The organism is Kitasatospora sp. NPDC040550, assembly GCF_055594965.1.
The window spans coordinates 571,587-592,886 of record NZ_JBVIWC010000001.1; the positions used below are offsets into that span (position 1 = coordinate 571,587).

16 protein-coding genes are annotated in these 21,300 nt (G+C 74.1%); 10 read left to right on the forward strand and 6 right to left on the reverse strand.

What is annotated here, in order from left to right; translation table 11 throughout:
- Positions 1 to 55: 55 nt before the first annotated feature.
- A complete protein-coding gene (locus tag ACZ58X_RS02585; protein ID WP_470331821.1) occupies positions 56 to 1,246 on the reverse strand; it encodes a macrolide family glycosyltransferase in 1,191 nt (396 codons plus the stop codon).
- Positions 1,247 to 1,734: 488 nt separating this feature from the next.
- On the opposite strand from ACZ58X_RS02585, the gene ACZ58X_RS02590 reads away from it, so the two are divergent.
- The 7 genes from ACZ58X_RS02590 to ACZ58X_RS02620 all read left to right on the forward strand — a co-directional run bounded on the left by ACZ58X_RS02590 (position 1,735) and on the right by ACZ58X_RS02620 (position 7,301).
- Positions 1,735 to 3,102: a ferredoxin reductase family protein gene (locus ACZ58X_RS02590; RefSeq protein ID WP_470331822.1), complete on the forward strand. Its 1,368-nt coding sequence runs from the start codon at positions 1,735 to 1,737 to the stop codon at positions 3,100 to 3,102.
- A 126-nt stretch (positions 3,103 to 3,228) separates the two neighbouring features.
- Complete coding sequence (locus ACZ58X_RS02595) at positions 3,229 to 3,756, forward strand: FMN-binding protein (protein WP_470331823.1); 528 nt, start codon at positions 3,229 to 3,231, stop codon at positions 3,754 to 3,756.
- Positions 3,757 to 3,786: 30 nt separating this feature from the next.
- Complete coding sequence (locus ACZ58X_RS02600; RefSeq protein WP_470331885.1) at positions 3,787 to 4,542, forward strand: FAD:protein FMN transferase; 756 nt, start codon at positions 3,787 to 3,789, stop codon at positions 4,540 to 4,542.
- Positions 4,543 to 4,832: 290 nt separating this feature from the next.
- Complete coding sequence (locus ACZ58X_RS02605) at positions 4,833 to 5,366, forward strand: EF-hand domain-containing protein (protein WP_470331824.1); 534 nt, start codon at positions 4,833 to 4,835, stop codon at positions 5,364 to 5,366.
- Between the two features lie 17 nt (positions 5,367 to 5,383).
- The gene (locus tag ACZ58X_RS02610) at positions 5,384 to 5,686 is read left to right on the forward strand and encodes a hypothetical protein (protein WP_470331825.1); all 303 of its coding nucleotides are present in this window, start codon (positions 5,384 to 5,386) and stop codon (positions 5,684 to 5,686) included.
- Positions 5,683 to 6,324, forward strand: a complete 642-nt coding sequence (locus tag ACZ58X_RS02615) for a cysteine hydrolase family protein (protein ID WP_470331826.1) — start codon at positions 5,683 to 5,685, stop codon at positions 6,322 to 6,324. Before ACZ58X_RS02610 ends, ACZ58X_RS02615 begins: the two co-directional genes overlap by 4 nt.
- Positions 6,321 to 7,301, forward strand: a complete 981-nt coding sequence (locus tag ACZ58X_RS02620; protein WP_470331827.1) for a class I SAM-dependent methyltransferase — start codon at positions 6,321 to 6,323, stop codon at positions 7,299 to 7,301. The genes ACZ58X_RS02615 and ACZ58X_RS02620 overlap by 4 nt, the downstream gene beginning before the upstream one ends.
- A gap of 221 nt (positions 7,302 to 7,522) precedes the next feature.
- Here the strand turns inward: ACZ58X_RS02620 and ACZ58X_RS02625 are convergent, their stop codons facing one another.
- The 5 genes from ACZ58X_RS02625 to ACZ58X_RS02645 form a co-directional block, all read right to left on the reverse strand.
- Positions 7,523 to 13,612, reverse strand: coding sequence for an SAV_2336 N-terminal domain-related protein (locus ACZ58X_RS02625; RefSeq protein ID WP_470331828.1), 6,090 nt, complete (start codon positions 13,610 to 13,612; stop codon positions 7,523 to 7,525).
- An 11-nt stretch (positions 13,613 to 13,623) separates the two neighbouring features.
- Positions 13,624 to 14,661 carry an AAA family ATPase gene (locus tag ACZ58X_RS02630; RefSeq protein ID WP_470331829.1) on the reverse strand — a complete coding sequence of 346 codons (1,038 nt, stop codon included), beginning with the start codon at positions 14,659 to 14,661 and terminating at the stop codon, positions 13,624 to 13,626.
- Positions 14,662 to 14,855: 194 nt separating this feature from the next.
- Positions 14,856 to 16,385 carry a VMAP-C domain-containing protein gene (locus ACZ58X_RS02635; protein ID WP_470331830.1) on the reverse strand — a complete coding sequence of 510 codons (1,530 nt, stop codon included), beginning with the start codon at positions 16,383 to 16,385 and terminating at the stop codon, positions 14,856 to 14,858.
- Between the two features lie 4 nt (positions 16,386 to 16,389).
- Entirely contained in the window at positions 16,390 to 17,346 is a 957-nt protein-coding gene (locus tag ACZ58X_RS02640) for a trypsin-like peptidase domain-containing protein (protein WP_470331831.1), read from the reverse strand.
- Positions 17,343 to 17,789 (reverse strand): CU044_2847 family protein, encoded by a 447-nt coding sequence (locus tag ACZ58X_RS02645; RefSeq protein ID WP_470331832.1) that lies wholly within the window; start codon positions 17,787 to 17,789, stop codon positions 17,343 to 17,345. Before ACZ58X_RS02645 ends, ACZ58X_RS02640 begins: the two co-directional genes overlap by 4 nt.
- Before the next feature lie 374 nt (positions 17,790 to 18,163).
- Here ACZ58X_RS02645 and ACZ58X_RS02650 point away from each other — a divergent pair, with 374 nt between their 5' ends.
- The 3 genes from ACZ58X_RS02650 to ACZ58X_RS02660 all read left to right on the forward strand — a co-directional run bounded on the left by ACZ58X_RS02650 (position 18,164) and on the right by ACZ58X_RS02660 (position 21,286).
- Positions 18,164 to 19,444, forward strand: a complete 1,281-nt coding sequence (locus ACZ58X_RS02650; protein ID WP_470331833.1) for an extracellular solute-binding protein — start codon at positions 18,164 to 18,166, stop codon at positions 19,442 to 19,444.
- 139 nt (positions 19,445 to 19,583) lie between these two features.
- Positions 19,584 to 20,456: a carbohydrate ABC transporter permease gene (locus tag ACZ58X_RS02655; protein ID WP_470331834.1), complete on the forward strand. Its 873-nt coding sequence runs from the start codon at positions 19,584 to 19,586 to the stop codon at positions 20,454 to 20,456.
- The gene (locus tag ACZ58X_RS02660; RefSeq protein ID WP_470331835.1) at positions 20,456 to 21,286 is read left to right on the forward strand and encodes a carbohydrate ABC transporter permease; all 831 of its coding nucleotides are present in this window, start codon (positions 20,456 to 20,458) and stop codon (positions 21,284 to 21,286) included. Before ACZ58X_RS02655 ends, ACZ58X_RS02660 begins: the two co-directional genes overlap by 1 nt.
- Positions 21,287 to 21,300 lie beyond the last annotated feature (14 nt).

Below are 21,300 nucleotides of genomic sequence, written 5' to 3' on the forward strand. Positions count from 1 at the left end.
ACCACCCGCGTCCCACCCGGGGCGATGACGGACGCCTGTCGGGCCCTGGGCGGCGTCAGACCAGCGCGGCCTCGATCAGGTCGGCGGCCCTCGACGCGCCGCCGCCCGCGCGGACCTCCGCGCTGAGTTCGGCCAGCCGGGCCGCCACCGCCGGGTCCGTGGTGAGCTCCAGGACGGCGGAGCGCAGCGCCTCGGCGGTGGCCTGCTCGGTGTCCAGGCGCCGGGCGACGCCGAGTTCGACCAGCCGGTCCGCGTTCTCGAACTGGTCGGCGGCCTGGGGCACCGCCACCATGGGCAGCCCGCAGTACAGGCCTTCGCTGCACCCGCCCATCCCGGCGTGGGTGATGAACGCGTCGGCCTGCTGCAGCACCGCGAACTGCGGCACCCAGGGGTGCACTTCGACGTTGGCCGGGATCGGCCCCAGCTCCGCCGGGTCGGTGGCCTTGCCGACCTGGAGCACGACGTGCCAGCCGGGAAGGTCCCCGAAGGCCTCCAGGCACGCCCGGTAGAAGGCCGGCTGATGGGTGAAGGCGGAGCCGAGCGAGACCAGCAGGACCTTCTGCGCTCCCTGCGGCCGGGTCCAACCACCCTGGTGCTCCCGGTTGTCCAGGCAGGGGCCGGCGAAGGAGAAGACCTCGGGGTCGACCTCGTCGAGCGCGCTCTGCAGGGCCCGGGGGATCAGCGCGACCCCGCGGTCGGGCCGCAGCATGTACGAGAACATGTCGCGGGGCGCCACCCCGTTCTCGGCCAGCCACTTGGCGAAGCGCTCCGGAACGCCCTCCGCCTCCAGGGCCGCCATCACCGTCCGGAACGGCTCCACCGTGGGGTCGGCCTGGGCGACCCGGGACGGCGAGACCAGCATCGACGGCACGCCCCAGCCGTCGGCCAGGACCCGCCCCGCGTACGCCATGAAGTCGTACAGCACCAGGTCCGGCCGGTCGTCGTGGAACGCCTCCCGCATCCGGGGCAGCATCGCCTGCGCCTCCCCGAAGACCATGCCGTGCACATTGGTCCCGGGCACGACCGCACGGCCCTTGAGGATCTCCAGGCCGGTCTCGTACGGCACGAGCCGGGCGCCGGTGGTCCCGATCTGCTCGGCGAACGTCGGGTCGTTGACGTAACTGACGCGGTGGCCGCGGGAGACCAGCTCTCGGATCACGTCCAGGCTGGGGTTGACGTGGCCGTGCGCCGGGATGTTCACCATCGCGATGTGTGCTGGACGGGGCATGTCGGTACCTCTCCGCATAGTCGTCACACTCCTGTGCGTGAGCTTCTGACGTTACGTCATGTGCCGGGGCGGGCGGACGGGCAGGGGGTGCGAACCGTCGGACGCGAGCGGGGGGTTGCGCAGGGTCGGCGCGGCCGGTGGTGGCAGCGCGGGCAGCGGTCCACCACCGGCCGGTCGGCGCGGAACGACGGGAGCAGGTAGGCCACCGGCGGCCGTCACCGCCCTGCGGGACAGGGCCGGGCCGCGCCCCGGCCGGCCGGGGGAGGCACCGGCCGCCGGAAGGCTCTCGCCCGTAACGGTGTACGACCGTTCCGGGGCGCCGCGATGAGAAAGCCGTGAGATCAACAGGGGCCGCTCGTGGCCCTCATATGGCTTCTGACCTGCGGAAACGGCCGTAATGGCGGGCGCCGTTGCGGGCCCGCTCAGAGGCGACTCAGAGCTTGCGGTGCCATCGTGGACCGCCCCGGCGGGGTCGTACCGCCGCCGGGAGTCAAGGAGGTTCCCCGATGGCCACTGCCACCGCACCGAAGTCCCGGCGGGCGCCGGCCGGCCCGCGTCACCGGGCGGCCGAGCGCCCGCCGCTCGCGCTGCCGCCGGGCGCCGCGCTCGGCCTGATCGCCGCCGGCGCGCTCGGCGTGCTCGGGCTGTGGTGGGCGGACACCGCCTCGGTGGCCGGCGCGGCGGGCTGGCTGACCGGCGCCGGGCGGATCACCGGGCTGCTCGCCGGGTACGCCGCGCCGGTGCTGCTCCTGCTGATGGCCCGGCTGCCGGCGGTGGAGCGCGGGGTCGGCGCCGACCGGCTGGCCCGCTGGCACGCGTACGGCGGCCGCTGGCTGGTCGGCCTGGTCACCGTCCACCTGCTGACCGTGGTCTGGGGCTACGCGCTCACCGACGGGCGCGGGCCGCTCGACGAGGGTGTGGAGATCGTCTTCCACTACCCCGACATGCTCAAGGCCGCCTTCGCCACCCTGCTGATGCTCGGCACCGGCGCGGTCTCCGCCCGGGCGGCCCGCCGCCGGCTCTCCTACGAGACCTGGTACTACCTGCACCTGGCCACCTACCTCGCGGTGGCCCTGGCCTTCGCCCACCAGCTGACCACCGGCGCCGACCTCGGTGGCGGGCCCGGCCAGGCCGCCTGGTACGCGCTCTACTTCGGCACGGCGGCGCTGCTCGGCTGGTTCCGGCTGCTTCGGCCCTGGCTGCTCGACCGGCGGCACGCGCTGCGGGTCGCCGAGATCCGGCCGGAGGGACCGGGCGTGGTGTCGCTGTTCCTGTCCGGCCGGCGGCTGGACGAGCTCCGCGCCGAACCCGGCCAGTTCTTCCGCCTCCAGTTCCAGGCCCCCGGACTGCGCTGGGCCGCCAACCCGTACTCGCTGTCCGCGCCGGCCCGCCCGGACTTCCTCCGGTTCACCGTCAAGGACCTCGGCGGCCACAGCGCCGCCGTCGCCCGGCTGCGCCCGGGCACCCCGGTCCGGGCCGAGGGGCCGTACGGGGCGTTCACCGGGCGGCAGCAGCGCCAACGCCGGGTGCTGCTGCTCGGGGTCGGCGTGGGGATCACCCCGCTGCGGGCCCTGTTCGAGACCCTGCCGGGCGAGGTCACCCTGGTGCAGCGGGCCCGGCGCGCCGAGGACGTGCTGTTCCGGGCGGAGCTGGCGGAGGTCGCCCGGCGGCGCGGCGCGGTGGTGCACGAGCTGCTCGGCCCGCGCGAGCAGGTCGGGGACCTCGGGGCGGCGCTGGCCCGGCTGGTGCCGGGGCTGGCGGAGCACGAGGTGTACCTGTGCGGGCCCGAGACCGTCACCGCGGAGGCCGTACGGGCGCTGCGGGCGGCCGGGGTGCGGCCGGGGCGGATCCACCACGAGTCCTTCACCTTCTGAGCCCGCACCGCCGTCGGCTCGACCGCTGTCCGTTCAACCGCTCTCCATGCCACCGCTGTCCGTTCAACCGCTGTCCGTTCAACCGCTGCCCACTCATCGTCCACTCGTCGGAGGAGTCGTCCGGTCATGCGCCGAGCCGTCGTCACCAGTGCCGCCACCGCCGCCGGGGTGGTGCTGCTGCTCTCCCTCAAACCGCACCAGGCGACCGGGAACGCGCCCGTGATCAGCTCGGGGGCGGGTACCTCGTCCGGGACCGGGTCGGGGTCCGGGTCCGGGTCCGCATCCGGGTCCGGGTCCGGCTCGTCCTCGGGCAGCGGGACCGCCGGCGCCGCTTCCGGCGCCGCCTCGCCCGCGCCCGCACCGGCGGCGGGCGGCGCCACCCGGAAGGTCAGCGGCGACACCGTCAACACCCGGTACGGCCCGGTCCAGGTGCAGGTCACCCTCGCCGGGAGCCGGATCACCGGCGTCGACGTGGTCAAGTACCCCACCGAGGACCGCCGGGACCGCGAGATCAACGCCGATGCCCTCCCCACCCTCAACCAGGAGGCGATCTCCGCGCAGAGCGCCGGGATCGACGCCGTCAGCGGCGCGACCTACACCAGCGACGGCTACATCCGCTCGCTGCAGAGCGCCCTCGACCGGGCGAAGGGCTGACGCCCGGTGCTGCGGCACGCCGAGCCCGTGATGGGCACCGTGTTCTCGATCGTCGTCCGCGATCCCGGCCCCGGGACCCCCGGGGCGCTGCGGCGGGTCGCCGACCGGCTGCACCGGATCGACGCGGTGTTCTCCCCGTACCGGCCGGAGAGCGACATCAGCCGGCTCGACCGGGGCGAACTGGCCCTCGCGGACTGCGATCCCGAGGTCCGCACGGTGCTGGACGCCTGCCGCGAGGTCGCGGCCGAGACCGACGGCTACTTCACCGAGTGCCCCGGCGGCCGGCTCGACCCCAGCGGCTGGGTCAAGGGCTGGGCCGTCGAGGAGGCCGCCCGGCTGCTGCGCGCCGCCGGGGCCCGGCGGTTCTGCGTCAACGGCGGCGGTGACGTGCAGACCTGCGGCGGGCCCTGGCGGATCGGCGTCGCCCACCCCGGGCGGCCGGGCGCGCTCGCCGCCGTCCTGGGCGGCAGCGACCTCGCGATCGCCACCTCCGGCACCGCCGAACGCGGCGCCCACATCCTCGACCCGCACACCGGCCGACCGGCGGAGGGCCTCGCCTCGCTCACCCTGGTGGGCGCCCCCGGCACCGGCATCGCCCGCACCGACGCCTGGGCCACCGCCGCCTTCGCGATGGGCCCGGACCGGGCCCTCGCCTGGGCGGCCCGCCGGCCCGGAGTGGAGGCGCTCGCCGTCCTGCCGGACGGCACCAAGCGCTGGACCCCCGGCCTGCCCGGCCACCTGCCGCCGGCCGGGCCCGCCGACTGGCAGCTCGCCACGGCGCGCTGACGCCCGCGACCGGGGCCGACGGCGGGACCTCGCGCGTGCGGGGCGCACAAGCGTACCGGCACCACGAGCGCGCGCCCACGAGCGCGCACGCCCACCGAGGGCGCGCCCGAGGAGCGCACACCCAGGTGCGCGCGGCACCGGCAACCTCCGGGCCATTCGGACGATTTCATCCCATCAGGTGAACACGACGATCATGCCCCCGCTCACACCGGCCCGGTCGTCGATAGTGGGGGAACCACCGGGCGCCGAGGCGTCCCGTTCCCCGACGCACCACCCCTCAGGAGCCGTTCATGCCGACCGAGGCCGCCCAGCGGGTCGAACTGGTCTTCACCCTCTTCGACGCCAACCGCAACGGAGTGATCGAGGCCGAGGACTTCGAGCTGGTGTCGGCCCGCGTGGTCGAGGCCGCCGCCGACTCCGACGAGCCCGCGAAGCAGGCCATCCGCGCCGCCTTCCGACGCTACTGGGCCACCCTGGAGCGCGAGTTGGACGCCGACGGCGACGGCGTGGTCGGTCGCGACGAGTTCCGCGCCTTCGTCCTGGCGCCCGAGCGCTTCGGCCCGACCGCCGACGAGTTCGCCGAGGCGCTGTCCGCGCTCGGCGACCCGGACGGCGACGGACTCGTCCAACGGCCGCTGTTCGTCGCGCTGATGACCGCGATCGGCTTCGAATCCGCCAACACCGACGCCCTGTTCGACGCCTTCGGCCCCACCCCCGACGACCGGATCACCGTCGCCACCTGGGCCGACGGGATCCGCGACTTCTACGCCCCGGACAAGGCCGGCATCCCGGGCGACCACCTGGTCGGCACCCCGGCCGCCTGACCCCCTACGGAGGCACCGTGACACCCGTCGTCGCACTCGCCGTCGGCCGGGGAACGGGCGCGGAACTCGCGACCGTCGTCGAGCAGGCCCTGCACCGGATCGCACGACTCCACGACACCGCGGTGGAGATCACCCGCTCCCCCCGGACGTACCACTCCTACGTCTCGCTGCGCGAGGAGGTGGCGGACACCGAACGGATCCGCCGCCTCACCGAGGAGGACGCCGACCACTACGAGCGGTTCTGCCGCGACCTGGCCCGGCGCGGCGTCCCCGCCGTCGGCCGCGCCGCCGTCGGCGCCCGGCCCGGGTCGGCCGCGTGAACGCGGCGCCGACGCCCGGCCGGACCGCCCTGGTCGTCGTCGACCTGCAGAACGACTTCTGCGCCGGACCGGTCGCCGCCGCCCGCTACCCCGGCGACCCGACCCGGCTCGCCACCGTCGCCGCCAACACCGCCCGGGCCGTCGAGGCGGCCCGGGCCCACGGCACCGAGGTGGTCTTCGTCCGCTTCCTCGGCGACCCCGCCCACCAGGGCGCGAGCTGGCGCCACCGGGACGCCACGCTCGGCAAACGCCCCAAGTGCCTCGACGGCAGCTGGGGCGCCGAGTTCCACGCCGTGACGCCGAGGGCGGACGAGGCCGTCTTCACCAAGCACGCCTGCTTCGACGCCTTCCTCAGCGCGGGCTTCGAGCGACACCTGGTCGACGGCGGCGTCCACCACCTCACCATGGCGGGCGTGTTCGCCGACGTGTGCGTCGACAGCACCGCGCGCACCGCCTTCCAGAAGGGCTTCCACATCACCGTCCTCGCCGACTGCACCGCCGCGCTGCACCTGCCCGACGAAGCCGTCCTCGGCTTCATGCACCGGGTGTACGGCGCCCGGGTCACCACCCGCGACCGGCTCGACGTCTGGACCAACCCGCCCGAGACCCCCGACCCCCAACCGCAGGAGCGCACATGAGCGTCGGCGCGACCGAGACCCTCGACCCGACCGGAACCCCCGCCACCGACGACCACGCCGTCGTCGAAGAGCACGCCGCTGCCGAAGGCCACGCCGTCACCGGAGAGCACGCCGTCACCGAAGGCGTGGGCCTCACCGCCCTGCTGGTCGCCGCCGCCCGGGCGATCGAGACCCACCGCCCCGACGCCCTCGCCCGCGACCCGTACGCGGAGCACTTCGTCCGCGCCGTCCCCGCCGCCGCCGACTGGCCGCTCCACCCCCGGGACGTCCCCGCCGGGGAGGCCGACCCGCTGTGGGGCCGGCTCGGCCGCTACTTCGCCCTGCGCACCCGGGCGTTGGACGACCAGCTGCTGCGCGCCGTCCAACTCGGTGCCCGGCAGGTCGTCCTGCTCGGCGCCGGGCTGGACGCCCGGGCGTACCGGCTCGACTGGCCGTCCGACTGCGCCCTCTACGAGATCGACCGGCCCGAGGTGCTGGCCTTCAAACAGGGCGTGCTGGACGCCGTCGAAGCCCGTCCGACCACCCCGCGCCGGGTCACCGTCGGCGCCGACCTGCGCACCGACTGGGCCGAGGCGCTCACCGCCGCCGGCTTCCGCCCCGACCGGCCCACGGCCTGGCTCGCCGAAGGCCTGCTGCTCTACCTGCCCGGCACCGCCGAACGCGAACTCTTCGCCACCGTCGACCGGCTCAGCGCCCCCGGCTCCACCCTCGCCTACGAGGCCAAGCTCGGCATCGAGTCCGCGGCCGTCCGCGACAACCCCGTCTACACCGCCACCCGCGACCGGACCGGCATCGACCTGCTCGCCCTCTTCGACGCCGAACCCCGCCCCGACACCCCCACCGACCTCCGGGCGCGCGGCTGGTCCACCACCGACCACACCCCCTTCGAGTTCACCCGCCACTACGGCCGCGGCCCGCTCCCCGAACCGGACGACACCCTCGCGGCGAACCGCTGGGTCTTCGCCGTGCGGCCCTGACACGCTCCGGCGGGCCGCTGACACACCCCTGACGCACGCTCGGTCCATTCGCACCGCTGGTCGCTCCCGGCCACTCGCCCGACGTACACCGGGTCGGCGGCGTCCGCCTCAGCCGCTTCGAACACCGGCCACCCGCGCGGGATCGCCGTACTCGGACTCCATGAGGTCGGACTCCATGAGGGCCGAACCCTGCACCGGGACCACCCCCTCGTCGTCCGTCGTCATCCGTCTCCTCCGTCCGGCACCCAGGTGGCCTGGAACAGTGTTCCGGACGGGCGATCGGGCGTCACCAGAATCCCTCGGCCCGGCGGGAGGGGCCGGGGCGTGACGTGGCCGAGCAGGCAGCCCTCCTGGCCGTCGCCGGACAGCAGTACGCCCTGTTGCCCGGAGCCGCACACGGCCCTGAGGAACGGGTCGGCGGTGCGGGCCCGGCCGGCGCCCACGGAGTGGTCGGCGATGATCACGCGCAGGCCGAGTTCCCCTGCCTGGGGCAGGAATTCGACCAGGGAGGGCAGCGGGTTGTCCTCGTTCGCGGCGACCACGTCCAGGTCGTCCACGACGAGGAAGATGTCCTTGTGCCCCCGTGACCCCGGTGTCCGGCTGGTGACCGCGATGCGCAGGATCCGGGTCAGGGTGGCCAGGCTCGACATGTCCCCGGCGTAGTGAACGAGATACTCCGGTGGGACCTCGTCCCGCATCGAAGCCTCGAAGTCCACTACCAGGAAGCCCACTTCGTCCGGGGTGAAGCGCTCGGTGAGCCGCTTGACCAGCAGGCGCAGCAGCGCCGTCTTCCCGGACCCGGCGTCGCCGAAGACGGCGAACAACGGGCTGGCGTCGAAGTCGACGGACACCGGACCACCTCGGACGTCATCGAGCCCGATCATCAAGCCCTGCGAGACGTCGCCGTGCGAGAACCGGTCGGGGGCCACGGACGCGGACGCATCCGTCCAACCGGGGGACATGATGAGCGCCTCGACCCCACCGGGGCTGCGGAGTTCGGGATCGTCCGTTCGGATCATCTCGTACAGCCGCGTCACCACCGGGCTCGGCTCGACGGCCAACTCCTGCCGCAACGCACGCTGGAGCCGGCCGTAGGCCACCAGCGCCACGGTCTTGAGCCCACACCGGTAGTGGGCGAGCATCAGCAGCGCGCACAGCCGCTCGCGCAGCGGGCTCTCGTGGCAGAGCCGTTCGAGCTCCCCCGCAAGCTCCCGATGCCGCCCGAGCGCCAGCCCGGTGGCGTACATCTCCTCGCTCGCCGCCCTCATCAGCCCGGTCAGCCGCGTGCGCTCCCGGGACGCGTACGGCCCGGGAACGCCGTCCAGCGCCGGGCCGTCCCAGAGGTCGAGCGCGGACCGCAGCAGGGTGTGCGCCTCGGACACGTCCCCGGCCTCCTGCGCCTGTCGGGCCTCGGCCAGGCGCCGCTCGAAGACGGCCACGTCCACCGATTCCGGATCGACGTTCAGCCGGTAGCCGTCGCCGACCGTCTGGAGGATGTCGGCCGCGTCGCGCGGCCGGGCGGGGTCCCCGAGGACGGAGCGCAGTCGGGAGACGTAGGTGCGCACGGCAGCGACGGCCTGGGGTGGTGGGTCGTCACCGTGGACCACGTCGACCAGGCCCGCGGTCGGCACCGGCGCCGGGGCGTGCAGCAGGAGGGCGGCCAGGACGGCCTGCTGCTCCGGCGGGCCGACGGGTCGCGGCTCCCCGCCCCGCAGGACACGCAGCGGGCCGAGCAGCCGGTAGCCGAGGCGGGCGTCGCCCGGGCCGGGCGGCGGCGCCGTTTCGCGCAGCAACTCCTGCGCGCGTTCGTAGCGTACGGTCAGCCTGATCCGCTCGCTCTCCGCGAGCGGCCCCGGCACGTCGGCCAGCGGCGGCCCCTGCCAGAGGGCGAGGGCCTTCTCGGCGTACCGCCGGGCCTCCGCCGGGTCGGCGTCCGCGCATGCCGTCTCGGCGCGTTCCAGGGCCTGCTCGAAGAGCACGGTGTCGATCTGCTCGGAGACGACGTTCAGGACCCAGGTGTGGTGATCCGCCAGTTCCTCCACCACCCTGCGAGGGTCCGACGGCGAGTTGAGGACCCTCCCCAACTCCGTGATGTGGGAACGAACTTCTTCGATGTCACGGGTGGACGAGGTGTGCTGGTGCCGTACCTCCGCGATCAGCACCTCGGCCCGGACGGGGCGGCGGCGGTACTTCAACAGGGCCGCGAGCAGCGCCTTCCGTTCCCCCGACCCGAGCTCCACCGCTTCGTCCCCGCGCCAGGCGCGGACCTCTCCGAGCAGGGTGAACCTCAGGGGCGGCGCCGTCGTGCGGTCGGGCCGGATCAGGGCTCCGGAGGCGGCGATCCGCTGGAGGACCTCGGCGGCGGAGGACGGTCGGCGGCGCGGGTCCGGGTGCACCAGGTCGAGGACGAGGCCGCGCAGGGCCTCGGGCACCCCGGTCTCCTGGAGGACGGTGCCGAGGTCGAAGAGGTCGACGCTCCGGTCCGTCGTGCCGTTCCCGTCGAGGTCGATGCCGAGGTCGCAGAGGGCCGGGCTGCCGTCCGGGCGGATGAGGATGTTGGCGGGCTCGATCCTGCCGTGCGCGATCCCCTGGCCGTGCAGGTGGACCAGCGCCCCGGCCACGCCGTGGGCGATCACCGCTGCCTCGTGCGGGGGCACGGGGCCGGTGTCGAGCAGGCTCCTCAGGTTCGGGCCGTCGATGAACTCCATGGCCAGGTAGAGGCGTTCGGCATCGCTGCCGGCGCCGCGGAAGGCGACGAGGCCCGGATGGCCGAGCTCGGCGATCTCGGCGAGCATCCCGGCCTGTTGCAGGAACAGGCTCCGGTCCAGCTCAGGGAAGAGGTGTTCCCGGGCGAAGGTCTTCACCGCGACCGTCGAGCCGTCCCGCTCGTCGCGGGCCCGCCAGACCTCGCTCCGCCGTCCCTGGGCGATCCGCTCGACCAGGCGGAACCGCTCCGCGACGAGCGGCCGTTCGGCCTCACGCACGCGGTCCCCGCTCCTCCGTTCCCCGTGCCGACGGTCGCCGCGCCAGCGGCCCTCGAACTCCCAGATGTGGATATGGGTGTCCCGGTCGCCGATCGAGGCGATCACGCAGCGGGTCTCGTCACCGGTGATGCCGACGATCGTCCGCGCCCGGCCGGGGTCGACCACGGCGGCGGCGAAGAACTCGGCGGTCGTGGGGTCCTCGGGCTGCCAGCGGTGGAGGCGTCCGGTCGGGTCGACGCCGACCAGGAGCTGCCGCCCGTCCAGTTGGGGCAGCACGGTCATGGCCCAGGAACGATGGCCTCCGGGCAAGCCCCACAGCTCCAGGCTCGCATCGCCGTCCTGCGGGCTCCGGACGTGCATCCGCCCGTCGGTGTCGGACGTCCAGAGGAGCTGCTCCCCGTCGGTGCCGCCGAAGGGCGCCATGGCCGCCGGCGAGACGAGAACGCCGCTTTGCGTCGAGACGAGCGTTCCGTCGTAGCCGTCCCAGTAGGCGAGTCCGCCGGCGGAGTCCGTCGTGCAGAGAAGGGGCGGGTTCTCACTGACCTGCGCCATCGCGACGATCGAGGGGACGGCTGCCGCCAGGGTCAGTCGGCGGCCCGTCTCCTGTCCTGTCGACACGTCGATGTAGCGGATCACGCCGTCCACGCCGTACACGGCGAGGTGCACGTGAACGGCGCTGTCGAGGTGGCCCACCGCGGCGATCGCCAGGGCCGGGCTGGGCAGGCGGAAGCTGCGGACGTTGGAGTAGGAGTCCCCCGCCCCCTCCGGCCCGACCAGGGCGGCCAGTTGGGCGTCGAGGGGCCAGGTCGCCAGTTCGTCCGGGCGGCGGGGCATCCGGTCGAGCAGGTGCTGGAACTCCTGGGCGTACTCGATCCGCCGGTAGGCGTCGCCGAGGCGGTGGCGGATCTCCTCGCGCAGGTCGTTCTCGGTGAGGAAGGCGAGGACGACGGTCGTCCCGGACCGGAGGAAGGGCTTTCCCTCGAGCGAGTTGGCCGTGACGATCACCCGGCCCCCCTCGGAGTCGAGGAGCCGGTCGAGTGCGCGCGGGTCCAAGGCGTCCGACCACAGGTCGTCCACGATGACCAGCCAGTTCGGGTGGGCTTCGAGCCGCTCGCCGAGGCGGTCGGCGCTCTCCGCGTCCAGGGCGGCCCGCAATCGCTCGAAGCCGGTGGCCATCGTGTCGGCGGTCTGCCCGTTGATCCAGTGGATGAAGGGGTGCTGCCGCCCCTGCAGTCGGACGTACTCCTGGAGGAGGCGGCGCCGCCCCATGCCCTGGGCCGCCTCGATCACGATCAGCCGGGTCCTGGTGCCCCCTGGTTCGCAGGCCTGAACGAGCCGGTCGAGTTCCTCCTGCCGTCCGATCATCCGGGGCGGGTCGGGTGGGCTGGTGATCGGCGGGGGCGGGGTCAGCAGGTCGCGCCGGAGTGTCCGGCCGCCGACGGCGCTGCTCAAGTGGCGGGCGATCGTGACGTGTTGGCCGCCGGCCCCGGCCAGGACCCGCGCCGCGACCTCGGCGAACGGGCGGCTGCGCGCCGGGATTCGGTGCCGTGAGTCCTCCGTCGCGGCGGCGAGGGCGCGGAAGTCGAGGGTGCCGCCGAAGGTCGCGGCGACCCGGCCGGAGACCTTGGCGAGGACGTGCTCCAGCACCCGGACCGACTCGGTGCGGGTCAGCTCCCCCAGCAGTTCCTCCCGGACGCCGTCGACGAAGTCGTACACCACCTCGTCCGGGTCGGCGGCCTTCTCCCGCACCTCGATCAGCCCGGACAGGAACAGTTCGGCGAGTTCCCGCTGACCCGACTCCGGCACGGTCGACCGCTGGACCAGCCGCATCACCGGCAGGCTGAGCGGCGCCGCCGCCAGGTGGCAGGCCAGCCGGTAGGCGTTCGGGGAGCTGCCGGCCCGGAAGGCGGCGACCCGGTCGGCGGGCGGGCGCGCGGCCGTGTCCCGGGTGCGCGGGCGCGGCGGGCGCGGGATGCCGCTGAGCGGCGCGGCGAGCATCGGGGTCCAGCCGGTGGTGCGGCCCGCGGTGAGGTCGGCCCAGGGGGCGAGCCAGTCGGCGTCGATCTCCAGCACGGGCAGCCAGCCGACCGAGGCCCGGGCCGATTCGCCGGCCCGGCCGCGCGGGATGCCGGGCAGGGTGCTCTCGGTGCGCAGGACGGGGACGGGCCGTCCGTGGGTGGCGGCCCGGGCCTCGACCGGGGCGGGGCGCAGGGCCGTCCGGTGCCAGAGCCGGCGGGGCAGCACCTGGAGGGCGGCGGCCGGGCCGGTGGCGGCGGTGCGGGCCAGGAAGGGCACCAACTCGGCGCCGTACCAGGCCGGTCCGACGCCGTCGGTGAGGACGAACAGGATCCGGCGGCCGTGCGGGTCGGCGAGCGGGCGGGACCAGTTCCGGTCGGGGGTGGCGGGTGGCGGGGCGGCGGTGCGACGGCGGCGGAAGGGGGTGAGGTGCGGGGTCTGCCGGTCGGTGTCGAGGGACCAGGTGCGCACCTCCTCGAAGGCGCCGTGGCGTTCCAGCAGGGTGGCGAGTTCACCGGCGAGGTCGTGCCAGACGGCCATGGTGGCGCCGGTGTCGACCAGCAGGTCGACGGAGTAGCGGGGCTGGGCCCGCTGCCAGACCGGCAGCAGCACCCCGGTCTCGGCGGTGGCCTCCGCCGTCGCCTCCTCGTCGAGGCGCGACGGCCTGCGGCCGCCGGGGCGCTGGGTGAGCGGTCGGCGCAGTGACCGCAGGGCGCGGGCGATGGCGAGGGCGCCGGGCAGGGCGGGGGGCCGGGTGACCTGGACGACCTCGGCGCCGCGGGCGGGGCCGCCCGGGTGGTCGGGGTCGGCGGGGGCGTGGCGGGGGTGGCGGGGGTGGAGTTCGACCTTGGGGCCGGGCTGCGGGGTGGTGGGGGCGGGCGGTCGGGGCCGGTCGGGGCCGGTGTCGGCGGGGCGGCGGGGGCCGTGGCGGGGGTCGGCGGACGGCTGCTGCGGGTTCGGGTGCGGGGAACTCGGGGGCGCGGGGTGGCCACCCGGTGACTCCGGGTCGGCGTCGGCATCGGTGCCGGTACCGGTGTCGGCGCCGGTGGTGGTGGCGGGGAGCGGGCCGAGGCCGGCCAGCCGGGAGATCCACAGCGCATCGGCCACGTCCTGGGGTTGCGACGCGCCGTCCTCGGGTGCGACGAGGGCGGCCAGCGCCTGCCGCAGCGCGGCGTGCGCCGCCGACGCTCCGTCCGTGCCGTGCGCGCCGTCCGTGCCGTGTGCTCCGTCCGTGCCGTGCGCGCCGTCCGTGCCGGACCCGTCCGCGCCGTGCCCGTCCGTACCGACCCCGCCCGAACCGAACCCGTCCACCGGCCGCCGCCTCAGCTCTCGTTGAGCGGGCGCAGCAGGACGTCCTGGATGACGTCGCGCCCCGGTGCGCTGCCCCACAGGCCGCGCTCGGCCATCAGCAGGGCGTTGAGCAGCTGGTCGTTGGCCAGGTCGGCGCCGTCCTCGCGCTGGCGGCGCAGGAACTCGGTGATCAGCGCGGCGCGTTGGGCGCCGTCCGGGCTGCCGTCCGTGCCGAGGTGGGCGGCAACCATGGCGGCCAGCCGTTCCTCGGTGGGCGGTTGGATCTCCAGCCGGACGCAGCGGCGCAGCAGGGCGGAGGGGAACTCCCGCTCGCCGTTGCTGGTGAGGACGACCAGCGGGAAGTGGGCGCAGCGCACGTGGCCGCCGCGGACGACGGCGCGCCGGCCGGGGTCGGCGACGGCGACCTCCTGCGGGCCCGGGCCGAGGCGCTGGAGTTCGGGGATCTCGAACTCGCCCTCCTCGAAGACGTTGAGGAGGTCGTTGGGCAGGTCGATGTCGCTCTTGTCGATCTCGTCGATGAGGACGACGCGGGGGGTGCGCCAGGGCAGCAGGGCGGTGCCGAGCGGGCCGAGGCGCAGGAACCGGCCGATGGCGGGCGGCCTGCGGTCGGTGCCGTCCTGCGGCGCGTGCAGGCCGGCCTCGTGGAGCCGGCCGATGGCATCGTAGGTGTAGAGGCCGTCGCGCAGGGTGGAGCGGCTGCTGATCGGCCAGCGCAGCACCGGGCCGAGGCCCAGCTCGTGGGCGACGGCGTAGGCCAGGGTGGACTTGCCGACGCCGGGCTTGCCGGTGATCAGCAGCGGGCGGCGCAGGTGGAGGGCCAGGTTGACGAGGTGGATCTCCCGCTCGTCGGCCTGGTAGGCGGTGGCCTGTTGGACGCGGCCGAGCCGGCGGGCGGTCAGGCCGGCGGCCGCCTCGGCCGGGGGCGGCGGGAGTTCCTCGTCGCCGTCGACCCAGTCGCCGAAGGAGCGCCAGGCCGGGGCGGGCGGGAGCGCGGCGATGCCGCCGTGGGGCACGCCGGTGCCCCGGTAGATCCACCAGTTCTCGGGCATCGTTACCGCCTCGTCCTCATCGTTTGCCGCTCCTCGGTCCTGCGCATCGTTTCCCGTTCCTCGGTGCTGCGCGCGGTCGTTCCCCGCGCGGTGCTCCTGCGCACCGCCGTATCCCGTGCCGTTGATTCCCGCTCCACCGCCGACCATCCGCCTCGCGCCGTCCGGCTCACACCATCCGCCTCACACCATCCGTCTCACACCATCCCCGGGAACCCGGCGTCCTGATCCGGGTCCATGCAGTTCGGGTCGTCCCAGAAGAGGGTGACACCGTCCTGGGTGGGCGCCTCCCTGGTCACCTTGCGGTGCCGGTGGACGGCTTCCGGCAGGTGGGCGAGTGAGCGCGGGCGGTCGCGGCGCAGGGCGTCGACCACGTCGGTCGGGGCCCCGGGGGCGCGGCGCCACAGCATGGCCGGGACGCCGTCGATCTCCACGGCGTCGAGCACGGCCGCGCGCACCCGGGGGTCGAGGTCGTCGTACGGGGTGTCGAGGCCGAGGCAGGCGACGGTGGGGCGGCCGTCGAGCCAGCCGGGCAGGTCGGCGACCCGTTCGGGGTGCAGGGGCGGCCAGCCGATCCGGTCGGCGGCCTCGCAGTCGAGGGTGTCGGCGAACAGGTGCTCCCACCGGTCGTACCAGGCCTCGGTCTGCAGCCACGGGTTGATGTAGCGGTCCAGGTAGCGGACCACCACCGGGTGCAGCAGTCCGATCCGGCGTCCGTCCAGGGTCGGGGACCACAGTTCGGCGCTGTGGCCGAGCAGTTCCCTGGGCAGCAGGAATTCGATCCGGACGGGGCTGCGCCTGTTCCGGCCGAGCTCGGAGACGAGGGTCTGCCAGCCGGCCAGCCGGGCGCTGCCCTCGGCGACCAGGTCCTCCAGGGCGAGCGAGTCGGTGGCGACGAGGTCGTGGAGGCGCTCGATCGGGCCGCCGGCCAGTGGCTGCCGGTAGCAGGACGCCCGGAGGTGGTAGCGGCCGGCCTCGATGTGCTCCGGGGTCTCGGGTTCCAGCCGGATCTGCACGATCAGGCGGGCGGCCGCCTTCTCCGGGGGTGCGGGGCGGGCGACGGGGAGGCTGCACAGCAGGGCGCCCAGGTCGGCGAGCCGGGGGTGCTGGAGCAGCAGGTCCCGGTCCCGGGCCAGGCCGTCCAGGAAGGTCAGGGCGTAGCCGGCGTCGGGGCCGCCGAAGTGGTCCAGCAGCCGGGTGAGGACCTCTGGCAGGGTGGTCCGCTCGTCGATGCGGTGGCGGCCGGGTGCGTTCGGGGGCACGTGGAGCAGCAGTCGGTGCGGGCCGGGGGCCGGGTTCAGGGTGCGCAGCAGGGCGATGGCGCGCAGCAGGACGCCGGCCGGCAGTCCGGTCTCGGCGGTCAGCGCGAGCACGGTCACCTCCAGCCAGGGCAGGGCGCCGCCGTGCGGGTCGTGGTCCCTGAGCGCCGCGCCGAGCGAGCCGAGTACGGCCCGGGGGTCGTGGGCGCAGCGGATGCTCCGCAGGATCTCCAGGACGTGTTCGCGCGCGGTGTCGGCCTCCTTGACGTCCAGGTGGAAGAGGCGGGAGGCCGGGGAGCGGCCCATCGTCTCCAGCACGCCCTGGCGGAAGTCCCGCCGGGAGATGCCCTGGAAGTCGAACAGGATGTCGGCCAGCAGGCCCTCGGCCTCCTCGAACGGGGCGGCGAGGTGGGTGCCCTGTCCGACGGCGGCCTGCGGCGGCCGGCCGCCGTACGCGCCGGTGTGCATCGGTCTACCAGCTCCCCGGACCGTCCGCGGGGCGGTCCTCGGCGGCCCGGTCCAGCACGTCCCGCAGGTGCGGCAACGCGCCGTCGTGGGGGGCGAGTTCCTCCAGTGCCGTGTACAGCGCGCGGAGCGCCGCCGGGGCGTCGCGGTGGTGGCGGCAGCGGCGCACGATGCGGAACAGGTGGTCGCGGCGGTCGGGGCGTTCCTCGACCTCGAAGGAGTGCGGCAGGCCGAGGTGTTCGCCCATCCGCTCCAGCAGGTCGAACCGGCCGTCGGCGCGCGCGGTGTACGGGACGGCCATCAGCGCCGTCACCACGTCGGCGTCGGTGGGAGGTGGCGGGGGCGCGGCCGCGCGCACCACCGGGCCGAGGAAGGCGATCAGCGCCGCCAGCGGCACGTACCAGCCTCCCAGGTCCTGCTTGTACGAGCGGCTGCCCTTGAGCACGCCGCGCACCAGCCCGTCCGGCCCGACCAGCATGCTGCCGCTCAGGCCGGGCTGCACGAAACCGGTGACGGCGATGAACTCACCGGACCGGCCGACGACTTGGAGGGCCACCGTGTCCTCGTTGACCCCCGGAGTCGGGGTGGCCGTGGAGTGGCCGAGGGCGGTCAGCCACGTCCCCGGCTCGGCCTCGGCGCCCGCCAGCGGGGCGACCGGGTGGCCGGGGGCGGCCGCCGGGACGTCGAGCAGCGCGAGGTCGGGGAACGCCTCGAAGGGGCCGGCGCCCAGGCCGGCGGGTTCGGCCCGGACGGCGCCGGGCGGCACCGGGTGAGTGCTCGCGCCGTGCCGCACCACCAGTCCCTCGGCCGGGCCGTGCCGGTCCAGCACCACGTGCGCGCAGGTGACCGCCAGGCCCGGGGCGACCAGGAAGCCGCTGCCCAGGAAGGCGCCCGCGGCCTCGATCCGGACGGCGCAGCGGTGCAGCGCCTCGGCCCGGGTGCGGTCGAGGTGCGGGCCGGTCACTCCGCGGCGGCGGGGGTGGCGGCCTCGGCGCCGTCTCCCGCGCTCACCGCTGCGCCCGCCCGCTCCCGGCGCGCCGCGAGGTCCCAGGAGAGCTTGACGGTCAGCCCGGCCTCGCTCCCGGCCTCCGCGATGATCCCGAGCAACTGCCCGGACTTCACGGCCAGTTTGAGGCCGAACTCGACCTCGAAGGAGTCCGGGGCCCCGGCCCCGCCCTGGGTGATCGTCTCGGCGGCCCAGCGCCCGATGCCCTGCACGGTGCCGCGCACCTGGTCCAGGGACAGCGCGACCGCCGACCCGACCCGGGCGGCCCGGTCCCGCAGCCCCACGTCGCCGAACCCGTCCTCGCCCCCGGCGGCGGCGAAGCCCACCTCGCCGATCACCTCGGCCCGTACCGTGGTGCCGTCCCCCAGGTCGATCGTCTCCACCGTCACGTCCCCGGCCACGCCACTCCCCTCCCGAACGTCCGGGCCGTACGCCCGAACCGCCGTCCTCACCTGCGGCCTCCCCGACCGCGCGCGCCACAATACCGCGAGCACGCGGCCCGCTCGCTCGTCTTCCGCCCGTCCGGGCCCTCCTTCTCCTCGTGGGTGACGGGTGCTCACCCCTGGCTCCGGGACGAGGCCTTGCCCGTTTGAGCGTTTCTGCGCAGAGCGGGTCGCGGTGGAACGAGATCGAGGGGACGGGTTGCTCAAAACTGCAGTCACGATTGACATGAACCGCCCGGAGCAGCAAGCTGCTCTTTCGAAACTGCTCAAAACCAGTGTTCTTCAAGCATCTTGGATCATCCGATCAAGCACGCACGAAGGCGGTATCTGCGGTGGACAAACGTGTGCTGGCCCTCGTCTCGGCGTGTGCCCTGGGGGCGCTCGCCCTCACCTCCTGCGGCAGTGGCGGCGGGAGCGGCGGTGGCGGGGCGGACGCCGACGGGAAGGTGACGCTCAAGCTGGTGGCCGCCGACTACGGCGACAAGGAGTCCAACAGCTCGAAGAACTACTGGAACCGGGTCGCCACCGCGTTCACCGCGGCCAACCCGAGCATCAAGGTGGACGTCCAGGTGGTGAACTGGAACGACATCGACAAGCAGGTCAAGACGATGATCCAGAGCGGCAACGTCCCGGACGTGCTGCAGACCGGCGGGTACGCCGACAAGGTCGCCGACGACCTGCTGTACAAGGCCGAGGACGTGCTCTCGCCGGACACCCGGGGCGATCTGATCGACAGCTTCGCCCGGGCCGGGCAGGTCAAGGGCGTGCAGTACGGCATCCCGTTCGTCTCCTCGGCGCGGGCGCTGTTCTACAACAAGGCGCTGTTCCAGCAGGCCGGGATCGGCCAACCGCCCACCAGCTGGGAGGAGTTGCGCAAGGACGCCGAGCTGGTGAAGGCCAAGGTGCCCGGGGTCACGCCGTACGCGCTGCCGCTGGGGCCGGAGGAGGCCCAGGGCGAGAGCATGATCTGGGAACTGGGCGACGACGGCGGGCCGACCGGGAAGGACGGCGCGTACACCCTGAACAGCCAGGCCAACATCGACACCTTCCGCTGGCTCAGGTCAAACCTGGTCGACCCGGGCCTGACCTACGCCAACCCGGCCACCACCGACCGCAAGACCGCTTTCGCGGACTTCGCGGCCGGAAAGGCGGCCATGCTCAACGGGCACCCGTCGCTGATCCAGATGGCGCAGGACGGCAAGGTCGACTACGGCGTCGCGCCCATCCCCGGCAAGAACGGCCCGCTGGCCTCCACCCTCGGCGTGGCGGACTGGATGATGGCGTTCAAGAAGAACGGGCACCGCGACCAGATCCGGAAGTTCCTCGACTTCGCGTACGACAAGGACAACCAGGTCTCATTCGACGAGACGTACAACCTGATGCCGGTCACCCGGAGCGCGCTGCAGGAGCTGACCGCCGGGGGCAAGCACCAGGACCTCGCACCGTTCTTCGCGCTGCTGCCGCACGCCGTGTTCTACCCGCTCGGCGACACCACCTGGGACGCGGTCTCGGCCGAGATCAAGAAGTCGGTCGGCAGCGCCGTCGCGGGCGACCCGGCCAAGGTGCTCGGCGACCTCCAGAAGAAGGCCCAGGACGCGGTCGCGAACAAGTGACGGCCCAACCCGACCAGTTGACGGCCCACCCCGACCAGTTGACGGCCCACCCCGAGCGCATGACGGCCGGCACCGAGCGAGTGACGGCCGGCACCCGTCGACGGCCGTGAAAGGCACCCCCGTGACTCCCAACCCCCCTGTGCGCAGAGGCCGTCGGTTCGGCCCGCTGCCGTGGATCGCCCCGGCCGTGCTGCTGATCCTCGCCGTGGTGCTGTGGCCGGTGTACGAGATGGTCCGCACCTCGTTCCTGCGGGTCAGCACCAGCGGCTTCGTCCGCGGCTCGGCCGGACTGGACAAGTACCGCAAGCTGTTCGGCGAGACGGACCTCGGTCACGTCCTGCTGGCCACGGTCGCCTGGACCCTCGCCGTGGTCGGCCTGACCATGCTGCTGTCGCTCGCCCTCGCCCAGCTGTTCGACCAGCGCTTCCCCGGCCGGCGCTACGCCCGCTGGGCGCTGATCGCCCCGTGGGCGGCGTCCGTGCTGATGACCGCGATCGGCTTCCGCTGGATGCTGGACCGGACGGCGGGCGTGCTGAACACCGTCATGACCGACCTCGGACTGGTCGACGGCCCGCGGGACTGGCTGGGCGACCCGTCGACGGCCTGGCCCTGGATGGTCTTCGTCGCGGTGTTCGTGTCCCTCCCGTTCACCACCTACACCCTGCTGGCCGGCCTGCAGACCGTCCCCGGCGAGGTGTACGAGGCGGCGCGGGTGGACGGCGCCTCGTCCTGGCAGGCGTACCGGCGGATCACCCTGCCGCTGCTGCGCCCGGCGTTCCTGGTCGGCCTGGTGATCAACCTGATCAACGTCTTCAACTCCTTCCCGGTGATCTGGGGCATGACCCAGGGCGGCCCGAGCAGCGACACCGCCACCAGCACGGTGTTCATGTACCAGTTGAAGTCCACCGACATCGGGGAGTCCGCGGCGATGTCGGTGGTCAACTTCGCCCTCGTGGTGCTGATGGTGCTGGCCTTCCTCAAGGTCAGCCGATGGAACCAGGAGGAGAGCTGATGCCGCGTCAGAACCGTTGGAGGCCGCGCACCCTGGCTCTCGCGGGGACGGCCTGGCTGCTGGCGGCGGTCTTCCTGTTCCCGTACCTGGAGATGGTGGTCACCGCGCTGCGCCCGGCCGACGAGCTGCGCGACGCGACGTACCTGCCACGGCACTTCGCCTGGTCCAACTTCGTCGGCGTGTGGCAGGAGTCGACACTCGGCGGCAACCTGCGGGTCACCCTGCTGGTGGCCGGCGGCTCCACCCTGCTGGCCCTGCTGGTCGCGCTGCCCGCCGCCTACTACACCGCCCGGGTGCGCTACCGGGGCCGCCGGCTGTTCCTGCTGCTGGTGCTGGTCACCCAGATGTTCCAGCCGACCTCCCTGCTGGTGGGCCTCTACCGGGAGTTCTACCAGCTGTCCATGCTCAACTCGGTCTGGACGCTGATCCTCTGCAACGCCGCCTTCAACCTGGCCTTCGCGGTCTGGATCCTCACCGCGTACATCTCCTCGATCCCGGTGGAGCTGGAGGAGGCCGCCATGCTCGACGGGCTGGGCCGGATCGGGGCGCTGCGCCGGGTGGTGCTGCCGCTGGCCCTGCCGGGCGTGGTCACGGCGGTGATCTTCACCTTCATCTCCGCCTGGAACGAGTTCGTCATGGGCCTCACGCTGTCCACCGATCCGGGCAGCCAGCCGCTGACCGTCGGGATCAACAGCTTCATCGGCAACTACACCGTCCAGTGGAACTACCTGTTCGCCGGCTCGGTCGTCGCGATCGTGCCGGTGGTGGTGCTGTTCGCGCTGATCGAGCGGCACGTGGTCTCCGGCCTGACCGCCGGATCCGTCAAGTAGCGCTCCGAACAACC

Bases quoted from the DNA above. Each gene is read 5' to 3' on its own strand.
- ACZ58X_RS02585 (WP_470331821.1), bottom strand. From the start codon at position 1,246: ATGCGGAGAGGTACCGACATGCCCCGTCCAGCACACATCGCGATGGTG.
- ACZ58X_RS02605 (WP_470331824.1), top strand. From the start codon at position 4,833: ATGCCGACCGAGGCCGCCCAGCGGGTCGAACTGGTCTTCACCCTCTTC.
- ACZ58X_RS02590 (WP_470331822.1), top strand. From the start codon at position 1,735: ATGGCCACTGCCACCGCACCGAAGTCCCGGCGGGCGCCGGCCGGCCCG.
- ACZ58X_RS02595 (WP_470331823.1), top strand. From the start codon at position 3,229: ATGCGCCGAGCCGTCGTCACCAGTGCCGCCACCGCCGCCGGGGTGGTG.
- ACZ58X_RS02600 (WP_470331885.1), top strand. From the start codon at position 3,787: ATGGGCACCGTGTTCTCGATCGTCGTCCGCGATCCCGGCCCCGGGACC.
- ACZ58X_RS02630 (WP_470331829.1), bottom strand. From the start codon at position 14,661: ATGCCCGAGAACTGGTGGATCTACCGGGGCACCGGCGTGCCCCACGGC.
- ACZ58X_RS02620 (WP_470331827.1), top strand. From the start codon at position 6,321: ATGAGCGTCGGCGCGACCGAGACCCTCGACCCGACCGGAACCCCCGCC.
- ACZ58X_RS02660 (WP_470331835.1), top strand. From the start codon at position 20,456: ATGCCGCGTCAGAACCGTTGGAGGCCGCGCACCCTGGCTCTCGCGGGG.
- ACZ58X_RS02635 (WP_470331830.1), bottom strand. From the start codon at position 16,385: ATGCACACCGGCGCGTACGGCGGCCGGCCGCCGCAGGCCGCCGTCGGA.